This is a genomic window from Ornithinimicrobium cerasi (genome assembly GCF_003702705.1).
Taxonomy (GTDB): Bacteria; Actinomycetota; Actinomycetes; order Actinomycetales; family Dermatophilaceae; genus Ornithinicoccus; species Ornithinicoccus cerasi.
In genome coordinates this window covers 23,199-36,145 of sequence record NZ_QZMN01000001.1, presented here as the reverse complement: position 1 = coordinate 36,145, position 12,947 = coordinate 23,199, and the positions used below count along the sequence as shown (strand labels likewise).

The window sequence follows — 12,947 nt, the reverse complement described above, 5'->3', positions numbered from 1 at the left end:
GGCGCCGGGGCGCCGGGTGGTGTCAGAGCCGGCGGCTCGGGTCGTCCGGGTCGGTGATCTCGCGGTCGGCGGCGTAGGCGTCGCTGCTGTCGCGGCGCCCGTCCTCCTCGAGCTCGACCTCCTCGTGGGAGACGTCGGTTGCCGAGGTGCCGTCGGCGACGGGCTCGCGCACGAGCTCGTACTCCTCACGCTCGACCGGCACGGTCACGGTCTCGGTGTCGGTGACGACGTGCTTGCGCAGCCGGACCCGGCCCGACTCGACGCGCTCGGTGCCGACGTCGACACGCTCCTCGTGCAGCGTCATCCGGTCGACGTCAAGGTCGCGGTCACGGTCGACGTCCAGGTCGCGGTCGCGGCCGAGGTCCAGGTCGCGGTCGCGGCCGAGGTCACCGGACACGCCTCGCTCCCGGTCGTGCGTGGCGTCGTCGCCCACGGAACCCCCGATGACGGTGTCGTCGCCCAGGGTGTCGTCGCCCAGGGTGCCGCCACCCATGGAACCGCCCGTGGTGCCGCCCGTCACGCCGCTCCCCACCGCGCCGCCGCCGAGGCCGTAGTACCTGTAGAGCTCCTCCTGCTGCGGGTCGTCGAGGTGCTGGTCGGCGTCCATGTTGGGGGCGTCCTTGATGAAGCTCTTCTCGTAGGGGACACGCAGGCGGTCGCCGTCCAGGTCGGCCTCGGCCAGGGGGACGAAGGTCTCCTTGGTGCCGAAGAAGCCGGTCTTGGCGGTGACCCACGCGGGGTCGCCGGTCCGGTCGTCGAGGTAGACCTGACCGACACCGCCGAGGCTGTCGCCGTTGACGTCGACGATGTCCGCCGAGTGCAGGTGCTGCAGGTTGTCCTGGGTGATGCGCATGCTGGGTCCTCTCGTGAGGGTGTGGTGCCTACCTTGTGACGTTAGGCAGGGCCGTTGGGGTCTGTCCCGTTCAAGCGGCACCGGCCCGGCGGACCGGTTTCGACGTGCGCGGCGGCCGATTCCGTGTCATTGATGAGTCATGACCCAGACCCGCTTCGGCTACACCCTCATGACCGAGCAGTCCGGCCCCAAGGACCTCGTCCGTCATGCGGTGGAGGCCGAGCGGCGGGGTTTCGACCTCGAGGTGTGCAGCGACCACTACTTCCCCTGGCTGACCGCCCAGGGCCACGCGCCGTATGCCTGGTCCGTGCTCGGGGCGGTGGCGCACGCGACCGAGCGGGTCGGGCTGATGACCTACGTGACCTGCCCGACCGTGCGCTACCACCCGGCCGTCGTCGCCCAGAAGGCCGCCACCCTGCAGCTGCTGGCCGACGGCCGGTTCACGCTCGGTCTCGGCTCGGGCGAGAACCTCAACGAGCACGTCGTCGGCGAGGGGTGGCCCACCGTCGACACCCGGCAGGCGATGCTGGCCGAGGCGATGCAGGTGATCCGCATGCTGCTGACCGGTGAGCTCGTGGACCACCACGGCGACTACTTCGACGTCGCCTCGGCGCGCATCTGGGACCTGCCGGAGCAGGGCGTCGAGTTCGCCGTCGCGGTCGGCGGGGAGCAGGCCGTCGAGCTGCTGGCCCCGCTCGCCGACCACCTGGTCACCACCGAGCCGTCGACCGACCTCATCGAGTCGTGGAACAGCACCGTCGGCGCCCCGCAGATCGGCACCGCGGCGCGGGCCATCGGCCAGATCCCGATCTGCTGGGACCCGGACCGGGAGGCCGCGGTGGCACGCGCCCACGACCAGTTCCGCTGGTTCGCGGGCGGCTGGTCGGTCAACGCCGACCTCCCCACGACGTCCGGCTTCGCCGCCGCGTCGAAGTTCGTCCGCCCCGAGGACGTCGCCGAGCAGATCCCGTGCGGCCCCGACCTCGACGCCATCGTGGAGGCCGTCCGGCCCTACTGGGAGGCCGGGTTCACCGACGTCGCGCTGGTCCAGGTCGGCGGCGACCACCAGGACGCGTTCCTCGAGCAGTGCGCCGAGCCCCTCCTGGAGAAGCTGCGCGCCGCAGCACCCTGACCCCGCTCACGGCACGGGTCGGGGTCCCAGCACCGTCGAGGTCAGCTCCTCGCTCAGCCGGAGCAGGTCGGCGGTGCTGCGCCCGTGCCGCGCGGTCGCCGCAGGTGGCGGGCGCAGCCGCACCGCGTGCCCTCTGAGCTGCCCCGGCCCGTCGGGACCCCACCAGTCGCCGGAGCGCCCGACGGGTGAGGTGGCGGCGTGCACGATCACGGATGCGCCGCCGTCCTTGCCGTGCATGGCCCGGACCAGGGTCCGCGACACCGGCCCGATCTCGGTCGGCTGCGAGGCGGGTATGCCGTCGCGCGCCGGGGTGAGCGCGTCCACCGCCGTCCCGGGGTGGGCCAGGACGGACGTCGCGGCGGAGCCGCGCGCAGCCAGCTCGCGCGCGAGCTGCATACCGAAGAGCGTGACGGCGCGCTTGGCCCGCGCGTAGCTGACCAGGGTGGGTTCGCGGCGGGGGCGCAGCGCGACGGTCCACGGGTCCGGCCCGAGCGGGATCCGGTGGCTGAGGCTGCCGACGTGGACCACCCGGGTCCCCCAGCGCTCCAGCCACGGCAGCAGCCGGCTGACCAGCGCGTAGTGGCCCAGGTGGGCGGTGCCGAGATGCAGCTCCACCCCGTCGACGGTGCGGCGCGGGGCGACCGGGCGCAGGCCGTAGCTCACCAGCGCCGCGTTGGCGACGAGCGCCTCCAGGGGCGCCCCGGCGGCCACCCGCTCGACGGCCGACGCGACAGACCGCAGGTCGGCCAGGTCGAGCGGGATCGTCGTGACGTCGGCACCGGGGACCTGCCGCCTCAGGGCGGCGTGCGCCGCGGCCGCCCGGCCAGGGTCGCGCGCGGCCAGCACCACGGGGTGGCCTAGGGCCGCCAACTGCTCGGCCACGAAGTAGCCGATGCCCCCGGTGGCCCCGGTGACCAGGACGCGTCCCCCCATGGCGCGACCCTACCGGCGCGGACCCCTTGACCGGGGCGTCGCGCGACGGCCACGCTGGGGCGACACCCCCCGTCACCGCACCCTCACGCCTGGAGGCACGGACATGGAGCACTCCCCCGAGATCGTCAGTCTCGACCCGCAGCCGACGGCGGTCGTGCGCGACACCGTGCGGATGGACCAGCTGACCGACTTCTACGACTCCGCGTTCGGCAGCGTGGTGCACGCGCTCACGACGCAGGGCGCACCGCCCCGGGACGCCTTCGGCCTCTACCTCTCCCAGCCGACCGAGACCGTCGACCTGGAGGTGGGCTTCGTCACCGACCGGGAGGTGGACGCCGTCGAGGGCGTGGTGCCCTCGACGCTGCCGGGCGGCGAGGTGGCGAGGATGACGCACCTCGGCTCCTACGACTCGCTCGGCCAGTCCTGGGGACAGCTCGTCGCGTGGGTCGGGGAGCAGGGGCGCCGACCCGCCGGCCCGATGTGGGAGGTGTACGTCACCGAACCCTCCCCCGACGCGGACCCGGCGACGATGCGCACCGACCTCTTCTGCCTCCTGAGCTGAGCGGGCTCGCCGCCGCCTGGACCTGCCTGCCTCCCTCGATAGTTGACGAGTCACGCAACACCGGCTACTGTTGGTCGGGTACTTGTACTGTCAACTTCTCCGAAGGAGTCCCCCATGGGCCTGTTCGACTGGTTCACCACGAAGTCCGCCCCGGCCCGCGCCGAGGCCTCCCCCGCCCCCTCCTCGGCAGCCGGCGGCGCGACCGCGACCGCCGTCGCCGTCGCGGACCCCTCCGCCGACGAGCTCACCGGCACCTGGACGATCGACCCGAGCCACAGCAGCCTGGGCTTCGTCGCCCGGCACGCGATGGTCACCAACGTGCGCGGCACGTTCGACGAGTTCGAGGGCACCGGCGTCATCGACGCGGCGAACCCCGCCGCCTCCTCGGCCACCGTCCTGATCGCGGCGGCCAGCGTCAACACCAACGTCGCGGACCGCGACGGCCACCTCCGCTCGGCCGACTTCTTCGACGTCGAGACCTACCCCGAGCTGCGCTTCGCCTCCACCGCCGTCGAGCGCGTGGACGCCGAGACCTTCCGCGTCACCGGTGACCTCACCATCAAGGACGTCACCCGCCCGGTGACCGTCGACTTCACCTCCACCGGCTTCGCCCAGGACCCGTTCGGCAACCTGCGGGCCGGTTTCGAGGGCGCCACCTCGATCAACCGCAAGGACTGGGGCCTGGAGTGGAACGCCGCCCTGGAGACCGGTGGCGTGCTGGTCAGCGAGAAGGTCAAGCTGGTCTTCGACATCTCGGCGATCAAGTCGGCCTGACACATCCCCCGGAGGGACCGGGAGGACCGCGGAGCACCGCGGACCTCCCGGTCCCCTTCTGCGTCCGGACCGTGGACCCGGCCGCCGCACAGGTCTACCGTGGAGGGCCAGGCCGTGGAGCGCGGCCCGGCGGCGAGGAGGCAGTGCCATGAAGGAGCTCAGGTGTCGTGACGTCGGCTTCGACTGCGAGGGGGTGGTGACCGGGCAGACCGAGGACGACGTGCTGCGGCAGGCCGCCGCGCACGCGCGGGAGGCCCACGGGCTGTCCGCGGAGCAGGTCGACGACCCGGGCTTCGCCAGCCAGGTCGAGCCGCTCATCCACGACCGGACCTGATGATGGCGAGGGTGCCGGAAGACACCTTCACCGCCTATCTGGAGCAGGTGCGGGCGCACCGCGCCGAGCTGCGGGAGTCGGTGGCCGCCGTCGACGACGCGCTCGTCGACCTGCACGAGCGCGACGACTGGATCCAGCGGCTGCACACGGCCCTGGTCGAGCTGGCGCACGACTTCGCCGACCACGTCGACCTCACCGAGCGCCCCGGCGGGCTCTACGACACCGTCCGGGCCAGCGAGAGCCGTCTCACCGCTGCCGTGGACCGGCTCACGGACGACCACGTCAGCCTGCGCAGCGAGATCGCGCGGGTCATCGGCTCACTCGAGCGCAGCTCGGCCGACCACGAGCCGCACGCCGTCCGGGACGAGCTCTCCGGTCTCGTCCAGCGGCTGGTGCGGCACCGGCAGCGGGGCGGCGAGCTCGTCTACGAGGCCTTCGCGGTCGACCTCGGCGGCTCCGGCTGAGCGACGGGTATGACGTTCCTCGGCATCCCGCACGCCGCGGTCGACTTCTACGCCCGGCTCGAGGAGGACAACAGCAGGGCGTTCTGGGCCGCGCACCAGGTGGAGTACGAGCGGGACGTGCGTGGCCCGATGACCGCGCTGCTCGCCTTGCTCGAGGAGGAGTTCGGGGAGGCCAGGATCTTCCGGCCGCACCGTGACGTGCGCTTCTCGGCCGACAAGAGTCCCTACAAGACGCACCAGGGCGGCTACGTCGAGGCGGCCACCCGCACCGGGTGGTACGCCGAGGTGTCGGCGGACGGCTTCCGGTTCGGGGGCGGGTGCTACGCGATGGACCCGGCGACGCTGACGGCATACCGCAGCGCCGTCGACGGCCCGCGCGGTGCCGAGCTGGCGACGATCCTCGAGCGGCTGCGCGACGGCGGCTGGGAGATCGGTGGGGAGCGGCTGCGGACCGGGCCGCGTGGGATGCCGCGCGACCACCCGCGGATCGAGCTGCTGCGGCACCGGGCGCTGACGGCGGTGCGCTGGGTCGAGGACGGCGACGTCGTTCCCACCCCGGCCCTCGCCGAGCACGTGCGCGCGGGCTGGCGCGAGGTCCGCCCACTGGTGGAGTGGCTGGCGCCGGTGGTCCCCGCCTGAGGGGTTTCGGCTGCGCGGGGACCGCAGCCGCGTGACGCCCGACGGGCACACCGCGGCGGTTCCTGGGCCGACAGGGCCCGATCCTCGCGATGTGCCCGTCCGGCGCAACAGGTATGGGTAGAACTGCCCATACCGCTCCGGGCGGGGAGCCCCCACACTGTCCAGGATGGACCGACACCCTCGCCGCACCGCCGTGTCGAGCACCGAGGGGGCCCGGCGATGACGGGCGACCCGCACGCCGGCACGCGCACCTTCCGCACCGGCGGCAGCGCCTACGACGCCTTCATGGGCAGGTATGCCGTGCCCCTCGCCCCCCTCCTCGCGGACGCCGCGGGGGTCGCCCCGCCGATGCGGGCCCTCGACGTGGGCTGCGGGACCGGCGCGCTGACCGGGGAGCTCGTGACCCGGCTCGGTGCCGACCAGGTCGCCGGCTGCGACCCGGCCCCCGCCCAGCTCGAGGCCTGCCGCGAGCGCTTCCCGGAGGTCGACCTGCGCGCAGCGCCCGCGGAGTCGCTGCCCTTCCACGACGGCGCGTTCGACGTCTCTCTCGCCCAGCTCGTCATCCACTTCGTCAGCGACCCGGTGCGGTCGGTGGGCGAGATGCGGCGCGTGGTCCGGCCGGGTGGTCGCGTGGGCGCCTGCGTGTGGGACTTCGAGGGCGGCATGCAGCTGCTCGTGGCCCTCTGGGAGGCCGTCGTCGAGCTGGACGCCGGTGCCCCCTCGGAGCTGATCCTGCGGCCGTTCGGGCGGGCCGGGGAGCTCGGGGCGCTCTTCCGTGAGGCTGGCCTGGTGGACGTCCGCGAGGAGGTGCTGGCGGTCGAGTCGCCCTACGAGAGCTTCGAGGAGCTCTGGTCCACCGTGCTCCTGGGCGTCGGCCCGGCCGGCGCCTACGTCACCAGCCTGGACGAGGAGGGACGGACGGCCCTGCGCGACGCCTTCCACACGCGCATCGGCTCGCCCGAGGGTGCCTTCAGCCTGTCGGCCACGGCGCGGGCCGTGGTCGGGACGGTCCCCTCAGCGTCCTAGTGCCTCCCGCGCCAGCGCGAGCGCAGCCTCGGGCGACAGGCCCAACGAGCGGGTCGCCTCGGCATACCGCTGCGCCGCGGCCCTCGCCGAGGCGGCCGTCGGCACCAGCCGGCCCGCGTCGACCCCCGCTCTCACGAAGGTGCCGGAGCGGCCCCGGCCCTCGAGCACCCCGTCGGCCTCGAGCTCCTTGTAGGTGCGGGCCACCGTGTTGGGTGCGATGCCCAGCTCCTCGGCAAGACCGCGCACGGTCGGCAGCCGGTCACCGGGCGCCAGGTCACCGGCCGCGACGCGTCGCAGGATCTGCTCGCGGAGCTGGGCGAACGGCGGGTCGGGCAGGGACGGGTCGATGCGCATCGCGGACCTCCTCGGGGTCTCCCAACCTAGCCGCCGACGGGGTCACGGCCGCCCCACCCGCGCGACGCGCCTAGGGTGGAGGACATGTCATCCATCGCCGTCTCCGTCCTGGACCTGCTCCCCGTCCGCACCGGCCAGACCTCGGCCCAGGCGCTGGACGCGGCGCGCTCGCTCGCGCGGGCGGCGGAGGAGGCCGGGGCGCGACGGTACTGGCTGGCCGAGCACCACAACGCGCTCTCGGTCGCCTCGACCAGCCCGGCGGTGGCGATCGCGGCGCTGGCCGCCGTGACGTCGCGGATCCGGCTCGGCTCCGGCGGGGTGATGCTGCCCAACCACGCCCCGCTCGCGGTGGCCGAGCAGTTCGCGCTGCTGGAAGCGGCATACCCCGGGCGGATCGACCTCGGGATCGGGCGCGCGCCCGGCACCGACCAGGTGACCGCCTGGGCGCTGCGCGCGGGCGTGAGCGACGCGGACGTGGTCCAGCACTTCCCGGAGTACGTCCAGCAGGTCATGGCGTTCATGTCGGCCGAGGGCGCCGCGGTGCAGATCGGTGCGCACCAGCACGAGGTGCTCGCGACGCCGCGGGCCCAGGCGGTGCCGCCGGTCTGGCTGCTCGGCTCCTCGGACTACTCCGCACGCCTGGCCGCCCAGCTCGGGCTGCCCTACGTCTTCGCCCACCACTTCTCCGGCCGTGGCACGGCCCAGGCGCTGGAGCTCTACCGCGGCGGGTTCGCCGGGCCGGGCGGGCCGGAGACCTTCCTCACGGTGAACGCGGTCGTGGCGGACACGTCCGAGGAGGCGCGCCGGCTCGCGCTCCCGTTCCAGCACATGATGGCCAGCCTCCAGGTGCCCGGGCCGATGAGCCGCCGCCCCCTGATGACCGTCGAGGAGGCGCAGGCGGAGCCGCTCCCGCTGCCCCGGGCGGCCTTCGACGCGGTCCGCTCCTCCTGGCTGGTCGGCACCGTCGACGAGGTGGCCGAGGGTATGCAGAGGCTCGCCTCCGACTTCGACGTTCCCGAGGTCATGGTGCAGCCGGTCGCGGGGGCGTATGCCGCGGAGCCGCTGGACCGGGACGTGCACCGCGAGCGGACCGTGGTGGAGCTGGCGACCCGGCTCGCCGCCTGAGGGTGCGGGCGCCGGGCGCCGGGCGCCGAGGCGTGGCGGGTTGGTCCGTGAGCGGTCGGCGCCTACCGTAGGGGCAGCCAACGCTGCGGGACGGAGATCAGGTGTTCTTGGGGAAGATCGGCGACGCGCCGCGGCGCGCCCGGGGCAGGGCACCGGCGGCCGCCGGTGCGGTCCTGGCTCTGGTGCTGCTCGCGGGATGCGAGACCGACGGGGCAGGACGCTCCCCCGACGGGACGGCCGCCTCGGACGGGGTGGACCCGGACGGGTCGGACAGGGGCGGGGAGGGGAACGGGCAGGAAGCGCCGCAGGGCCTCGTCGCGAGCCTCGCCGTGCCCGGGGAGACCCTCGTCGTGACGGGCGCGGCGTCGGAGCGCAGCGTCGGCGTGGCCAGGGCGCTGTTCGCGAGCGCGCCGGTGGTCGTGCTGGCCAGCGCCGAGGAGCAGCTGCGCGCCGCGTCCGCCGGGGCGGCCCTGGGCGTCCCGGTGCTCGTCGACGGCGTCGACACCGCTGCGGAGCTGGAACGTCTCGGGACGGAGGTCGTGCTGGCGCTGGGCGAGGTCGCCGACCCAGGCCTCGACGTGGTCGTGCCGCCGGACGACGCCGCCCTCGCGCGGCTGCTCGGGACCGAGCCGGAGACGGTGTCGGCCGAGGAGGCGCTGGGCCGGCTGAGCGAGGTCTCACCCGGCTCCCCCGCGCTGCTCGTCCCGGCCGCGGCGGACAGCACCCCGGACGGGGACGAGGAGGCCGCCACGGTCGCCCCGCCCGACGACGCGTCCTCCACCTCCGGCACGCCCGGCCCCACCCTCCTGGCGAGCGACCTGGAGGAGCTTCCCCCCACCGCCGCGCCCGAGCCGGTGGCGGGCACCGTCGTCCTGACCGCCGGCGACGACGAGGACCTAGGCGCACTGGGCAGCGCCCGGGCGGCCGGCGCCACGGTCGTCCGTGCCGAGGGCGGTGACCCCCGGGCCACCGGTGAGTCGGTGCAGGCGCTGGCAGGGGCGGCGCCGCAGGCCCTGATCGGGCTGGGCGAGGAGTTCGTCGACGCGGAGACCCTCGCCTGGCGGTCCCGCGTCGCCGCGACCGGCGTCGAGCTCCCGGGCGGCGGCCAGCTGGTCCTGCCGGACAAGACGTACGTCGCCCTCTACGGCACGCCCGGCTCGGGCGCGCTCGGCGTGCTCGGCGAGCAGCCCGAGGAGGAGACGGTGACGCGCGCGGAGGAGCTCGCGGCCGCCTACGCCGAGCTCACCGACGAGCCCGTCATCCCCACGCTGGAGATCATCGCCACGATCGCGAGCTCCGAGGCCGGCCCCGACGGCAACTACTCCACCGAACGTTCCGTGGAGGAGCTGCGCCCGCTGGTCGAGCTGGCCGGCGAGCACGGGATGTACGTCGTGCTCGACCTGCAGCCGGGGCGCACCGACTTCGTCACCCAGGCCCGGATCTACGAGGACCTGCTCCGGCTTCCGCACGTCGGTCTTGCCCTGGACCCCGAGTGGCGGCTGCGCGACGGCGAGGTCCACCTCGTCCAGATCGGGCAGGTCGACGTCTCCGAGGTCGACGAGGTCGTCACCTACCTCGCCGACCTGACCCGCGAGAACGACCTGCCGCAGAAGGTGCTCGTGCTGCACCAGTTCCAGATCCGGATGCTCCCCGGCGTCAACGACGTCGACCAGTCGCGTTCAGAGCTGGCCGTGCTCATCCACGTCGACGGCCAGGGCGCGCAGCCGGACAAGCAGGCGACCTGGCGGTCGCTGCTGAACAACGCCCCCGAGGTCGAGCACTGGGGCTGGAAGAACTTCTACGACGAGGACATCCCGGGGCCGCTCAGCCCGGAGGAGACGATGAGCCTGGTCGAGCCGACGCCGGACTTCATCTCCTACCAGTGAGCCCCGGCGCCCTCAGCCACCCGGGGGTGGCGGCGGGGGCGGGGGCGGGGTCGATCCCGCCGAGGGGTATGTCGTGCCCGTCCCCGGGGAGGACGGGGGCATGCTGCCCGGCGAGGGCGGCGTGGCGGTGGGCATGCTCCCCGGCGCAGGCGGCCCACCGGGGGGCGGCGGGGCCGAGGACGCCTGCTCCTCGAGGGCGTCGAGCTGGGCGAGGAGCTCGGCGCGCCGGCCGGCGCCCGCCGGACGGCCGCGGTGCTCGTCGTGCACGAGGCGACCGAGCTCGGCATACACCCGGTCCGCCCCACCCTGTCCGGGCGTGGTCACCCCGCTCTGCGCGAGCATCGTCTCGGCCTTGCCGGCCAGCTCGTTGGCCGTCCGCATCGCCTTGTCCAGCAGTCCCATGACCCACCTCCGGTTGTCGCCACGCTCGGTCCTGCCGACGGTACTCTGGTCACGGACCGGTGGGGGCTTTCCGCGCTCCGCACGGTCGAGCGGAAGCACCCACGACCGACGAGGAAGAGGTCCCATGGCCATCCACGGTTCGCTGTTCGACGAGTTCGCCGAGACCGAGTCGGGTGACCAGTTCATCCGGCAGAACTCCAAGCTCCTCAAGATCCGGATGGACTACGGTCCGGTCAACGCCCGGCTGGGGTCGATGGTGGCCTACCAGGGGGACGTCCGGTTCGCCAACCGCGGCTCGGGCGGGCTGGACCGCATGCTCAAGTCCAAGCTGACCGGCGAGGGCGTGCCGATCATGGAGTGCACCGGGCAGGGCGAGCTGTTCCTCGCCGACAACGCCTCCGACGTCCAGGTGCTCTACCTCGACGACGACATGATCTCGGTCAACGGCCAGAACGTGCTCGCCTTCAGCGCCTCGATCGCCTGGGACATCCACCGCGTCGCGGCGCGGGGCGGCATGATGGCCGGCGGCCTCTTCAACGTCTCCCTGCGCGGCTCCGGCTACGTCGCGGTCACCACCAAGGGCGAGCCGGTGGCCCTCGACGTGGCCCAGTCCCCGACCTTCGCCGACGCGCACGCGGTCGTGCTGTGGACGGCGGGGGTGCGGATGGACGTGCGCGTCGACACCGGCGGGCTCGGGTCGATGCTGCGCGGCGGCACCGGCGAGACGATCCAGATGGCCTTCACCGGCAACGGCCACGTCCTCGTGCAGCCGGCCGAGAACGTCTCGACCTCCGGCTCCGGCGAGCGGTCGGGCCGCTCGGGTGGGCTCGGGGACCTTCTGGGGGGTTGACTGGGGGTTGACCAGTCAGCAGCACCCGCCCACCAGCGCAGGAGGACACGTGGCCTACCAGGTCGGTTACATCATCGGCAGCCTGTCGTCGGAGTCGATCAACCGGACGCTCAGCAACGCGCTCATCAGCGTCGCCCCGGACGACCTCGAGTTCACCGAGATCCCCATCGGCGACCTGCCGCTCTACAACCGGGATCTCGACAGCGACTTCCCCGCCGAGGCGACCGCGCTCAAGGAGGCGATCGCGGCCTCGCAGGCGGTGCTGTTCATCACGCCGGAGTACAACCGCTCCATCCCCGGTGCGCTGAAGAACGCCATCGACTGGGCCTCGCGCCCCTACGGCGAGAACGCCTTCGACCACGTCCCGGCCGGCGTGATCGGCGCGTCGCCGGGCGGCATCGGCACGGCGGTCGCCCAGCAGGACCTGCGCTCCATCCTCAGCTTCTGCAACGCCCGGCAGATGACGGCGCCGGAGGCCTACATCCAGTTCGACCCGCACGCCTACGACGAGGACGGCACGGTCACGGACGACGAGCTGCGCAAGATCCTCACCGACTTCATGCAGGAGTTCCGCGACCACGTCGAGCGCGTCCTCACGGTCCTGCCCCGGACGTAGCCAGCGCCTCCCGCACCGCGGTCACCGCGGTCGCGACGCTCTCGTGCTCCCAGACGCGGACGACCTGCCAGCCCGCCTCCCGGAGCAGCCGGTCGGTGTCCTCGTCACGCGCGCGGTTGGCGTCCAGCTTGGCTCGCCACCAGTCGCTGTTGGCCCGCGGCTGCGTCCCGTGCACCGGGCAGCCGTGCCAGAAGCAGCCGTCGACGAACACCGCGACCCGGGCCCGGGTAAAGGCGATGTCGATGCTGCGCCGCCGGTTGCCCGGCACCGGGTGCACCACCCGGAACCGGTAGCCCGCCGCGTGCAGCGCCCTGCGCAGCGCGACCTCCGGGGCGGTGTCCCGCCGCGCGGCCACCGACATCCGCGCCGACACCTGCGGCGACGAGGCACCGGGGTGGGGCGGGACGGCTGGTGGCACGGTGCTGCTCAGGGGCGGCAGGTGGGTGTGGCGAGGCGCCGTCAGCTCGGGTGGCCCTGCGCCGCGTCGTCGGGCTGCACCGTCCACGTCGGCGGCTCGTCCTCGCCGGCCTCCTCGTCCTGCTCAGCCTCGTCCGCGGTCTGCTGGACGATCCCCGCAGCGTGGTGGACGGGGGCGTAGATCGCGTACAGCCGCAGCGGCTCGTCGCCGGTGTTGACCACGTCGTGCCACGACCCGGCGGGCACCTGGATCGACCACCCGTCCGTCACCTCCTGCTCGAAGACGAGGTCGTCCTCCGTCGGCCCCATCACGCACCGCCCCTGGCCGGCGTCGACGCGCAGGAACTGGTCCGTCTCGGGGTGCACCTCGAGGCCGATCGACTCCCCCGGCGGGATCGACATCAGGGTGACCTGCAGGTACTTCCCCGTCCAGGCCACGGTGCGGTAGGTCTCGTTCTCCCTGGTCGCCGTCTCGATGTCGAAGGCGTTGCGCTGCGGGCCGTTGTCGGCGATCTCCATGAGGTCCTCCTGGGTGCGGTGGCGTCCCCTCCACCCTGCCAGAGACACCGCCCCCGGCGCC

Annotated in this window: 17 protein-coding genes; 11 read left to right on the top strand and 6 right to left on the bottom strand. The window is 73.7% G+C overall.

Annotation, left to right across the window (positions count from 1 at the left end; translation table 11 throughout):
• Nucleotides 1–22 precede the first annotated feature (22 nt).
• Nucleotides 23–853 (bottom strand): DUF2382 domain-containing protein, encoded by an 831-nt coding sequence (locus tag D4B81_RS00210; protein ID WP_122260541.1) that lies wholly within the window; start codon nt 851–853, stop codon nt 23–25.
• 139 nt (nt 854–992) lie between these two features.
• Here D4B81_RS00210 and D4B81_RS00205 point away from each other — a divergent pair, with 139 nt between their 5' ends.
• Complete coding sequence (locus tag D4B81_RS00205; RefSeq protein WP_097186626.1) at nt 993–1,985, top strand: LLM class F420-dependent oxidoreductase; 993 nt, start codon at nt 993–995, stop codon at nt 1,983–1,985.
• Between the two features lie 6 nt (nt 1,986–1,991).
• Here the strand turns inward: D4B81_RS00205 and D4B81_RS00200 are convergent, their stop codons facing one another.
• Entirely contained in the window at nt 1,992–2,918 is a 927-nt protein-coding gene (locus tag D4B81_RS00200) for an SDR family NAD(P)-dependent oxidoreductase (RefSeq protein WP_122260540.1), read from the bottom strand.
• A gap of 103 nt (nt 2,919–3,021) precedes the next feature.
• Here D4B81_RS00200 and D4B81_RS00195 point away from each other — a divergent pair, with 103 nt between their 5' ends.
• The 6 genes from D4B81_RS00195 to D4B81_RS00170 all read left to right on the top strand — a co-directional run bounded on the left by D4B81_RS00195 (nt 3,022) and on the right by D4B81_RS00170 (nt 6,717).
• Complete coding sequence (locus D4B81_RS00195) at nt 3,022–3,480, top strand: GyrI-like domain-containing protein (protein WP_122260539.1); 459 nt, start codon at nt 3,022–3,024, stop codon at nt 3,478–3,480.
• A gap of 114 nt (nt 3,481–3,594) precedes the next feature.
• A complete protein-coding gene (locus D4B81_RS00190; RefSeq protein WP_122260538.1) occupies nt 3,595–4,254 on the top strand; it encodes a YceI family protein in 660 nt (219 codons plus the stop codon).
• A 148-nt stretch (nt 4,255–4,402) separates the two neighbouring features.
• A complete protein-coding gene (locus D4B81_RS00185; protein WP_097186629.1) occupies nt 4,403–4,588 on the top strand; it encodes a DUF1059 domain-containing protein in 186 nt (61 codons plus the stop codon).
• A gap of 11 nt (nt 4,589–4,599) precedes the next feature.
• Nucleotides 4,600–5,052: a hypothetical protein gene (locus D4B81_RS00180; protein ID WP_161964929.1), complete on the top strand. Its 453-nt coding sequence runs from the start codon at nt 4,600–4,602 to the stop codon at nt 5,050–5,052.
• A gap of 9 nt (nt 5,053–5,061) precedes the next feature.
• The gene (locus D4B81_RS00175) at nt 5,062–5,691 is read left to right on the top strand and encodes a DUF2461 domain-containing protein (RefSeq protein ID WP_122260536.1); all 630 of its coding nucleotides are present in this window, start codon (nt 5,062–5,064) and stop codon (nt 5,689–5,691) included.
• Between the two features lie 219 nt (nt 5,692–5,910).
• Nucleotides 5,911–6,717 carry a class I SAM-dependent methyltransferase gene (locus tag D4B81_RS00170; protein WP_122260535.1) on the top strand — a complete coding sequence of 269 codons (807 nt, stop codon included), beginning with the start codon at nt 5,911–5,913 and terminating at the stop codon, nt 6,715–6,717.
• On the opposite strand, the gene D4B81_RS00165 is transcribed toward D4B81_RS00170, so the two are convergent.
• Entirely contained in the window at nt 6,706–7,071 is a 366-nt protein-coding gene (locus D4B81_RS00165) for a GntR family transcriptional regulator (RefSeq protein ID WP_122260534.1), read from the bottom strand. The genes D4B81_RS00170 and D4B81_RS00165 overlap by 12 nt on opposite strands.
• A gap of 84 nt (nt 7,072–7,155) precedes the next feature.
• Between D4B81_RS00165 and D4B81_RS00160 the strand changes: the two genes are divergently transcribed.
• Nucleotides 7,156–8,196, top strand: a complete 1,041-nt coding sequence (locus D4B81_RS00160) for an MsnO8 family LLM class oxidoreductase (protein WP_122260533.1) — start codon at nt 7,156–7,158, stop codon at nt 8,194–8,196.
• A gap of 101 nt (nt 8,197–8,297) precedes the next feature.
• The gene (locus tag D4B81_RS00155) at nt 8,298–10,082 is read left to right on the top strand and encodes a hypothetical protein (protein WP_237565714.1); all 1,785 of its coding nucleotides are present in this window, start codon (nt 8,298–8,300) and stop codon (nt 10,080–10,082) included.
• Nucleotides 10,083–10,094: 12 nt separating this feature from the next.
• Here the strand turns inward: D4B81_RS00155 and D4B81_RS00150 are convergent, their stop codons facing one another.
• Complete coding sequence (locus D4B81_RS00150) at nt 10,095–10,484, bottom strand: hypothetical protein (RefSeq protein WP_097186636.1); 390 nt, start codon at nt 10,482–10,484, stop codon at nt 10,095–10,097.
• A gap of 124 nt (nt 10,485–10,608) precedes the next feature.
• Between D4B81_RS00150 and D4B81_RS00145 the strand changes: the two genes are divergently transcribed.
• Nucleotides 10,609–11,334 carry an AIM24 family protein gene (locus D4B81_RS00145; protein ID WP_097186637.1) on the top strand — a complete coding sequence of 242 codons (726 nt, stop codon included), beginning with the start codon at nt 10,609–10,611 and terminating at the stop codon, nt 11,332–11,334.
• Between the two features lie 49 nt (nt 11,335–11,383).
• Nucleotides 11,384–11,950: an NADPH-dependent FMN reductase gene (locus D4B81_RS00140; RefSeq protein ID WP_122260531.1), complete on the top strand. Its 567-nt coding sequence runs from the start codon at nt 11,384–11,386 to the stop codon at nt 11,948–11,950.
• Here the strand turns inward: D4B81_RS00140 and D4B81_RS00135 are convergent.
• Together D4B81_RS00135 and D4B81_RS00130 are read right to left on the bottom strand one after the other, a co-directional pair.
• Nucleotides 11,928–12,368: a very short patch repair endonuclease gene (locus D4B81_RS00135; protein ID WP_337189849.1), complete on the bottom strand. Its 441-nt coding sequence runs from the start codon at nt 12,366–12,368 to the stop codon at nt 11,928–11,930. The two genes, D4B81_RS00140 and D4B81_RS00135, sit on opposite strands and share 23 nt — an antisense overlap.
• Nucleotides 12,369–12,409: 41 nt before the next feature.
• Nucleotides 12,410–12,886 (bottom strand): cupin domain-containing protein, encoded by a 477-nt coding sequence (locus D4B81_RS00130; protein ID WP_122260529.1) that lies wholly within the window; start codon nt 12,884–12,886, stop codon nt 12,410–12,412.
• Nucleotides 12,887–12,947: the final 61 nt, after the last annotated feature.

Bases quoted from the DNA above. Each gene is read 5' to 3' on its own strand.
- D4B81_RS00190 (WP_122260538.1), top strand. From the start codon at position 3,595: ATGGGCCTGTTCGACTGGTTCACCACGAAGTCCGCCCCGGCCCGCGCC.
- D4B81_RS00200 (WP_122260540.1), bottom strand. From the start codon at position 2,918: ATGGGGGGACGCGTCCTGGTCACCGGGGCCACCGGGGGCATCGGCTAC.
- D4B81_RS00145 (WP_097186637.1), top strand. From the start codon at position 10,609: ATGGCCATCCACGGTTCGCTGTTCGACGAGTTCGCCGAGACCGAGTCG.
- D4B81_RS00175 (WP_122260536.1), top strand. From the start codon at position 5,062: ATGACGTTCCTCGGCATCCCGCACGCCGCGGTCGACTTCTACGCCCGG.
- D4B81_RS00170 (WP_122260535.1), top strand. From the start codon at position 5,911: ATGACGGGCGACCCGCACGCCGGCACGCGCACCTTCCGCACCGGCGGC.
- D4B81_RS00210 (WP_122260541.1), bottom strand. From the start codon at position 853: ATGCGCATCACCCAGGACAACCTGCAGCACCTGCACTCGGCGGACATC.
- D4B81_RS00130 (WP_122260529.1), bottom strand. From the start codon at position 12,886: ATGGAGATCGCCGACAACGGCCCGCAGCGCAACGCCTTCGACATCGAG.
- D4B81_RS00150 (WP_097186636.1), bottom strand. From the start codon at position 10,484: ATGGGACTGCTGGACAAGGCGATGCGGACGGCCAACGAGCTGGCCGGC.
- D4B81_RS00195 (WP_122260539.1), top strand. From the start codon at position 3,022: ATGGAGCACTCCCCCGAGATCGTCAGTCTCGACCCGCAGCCGACGGCG.
- D4B81_RS00185 (WP_097186629.1), top strand. From the start codon at position 4,403: ATGAAGGAGCTCAGGTGTCGTGACGTCGGCTTCGACTGCGAGGGGGTG.
- D4B81_RS00205 (WP_097186626.1), top strand. From the start codon at position 993: ATGACCCAGACCCGCTTCGGCTACACCCTCATGACCGAGCAGTCCGGC.
- D4B81_RS00165 (WP_122260534.1), bottom strand. From the start codon at position 7,071: ATGCGCATCGACCCGTCCCTGCCCGACCCGCCGTTCGCCCAGCTCCGC.
- D4B81_RS00160 (WP_122260533.1), top strand. From the start codon at position 7,156: ATGTCATCCATCGCCGTCTCCGTCCTGGACCTGCTCCCCGTCCGCACC.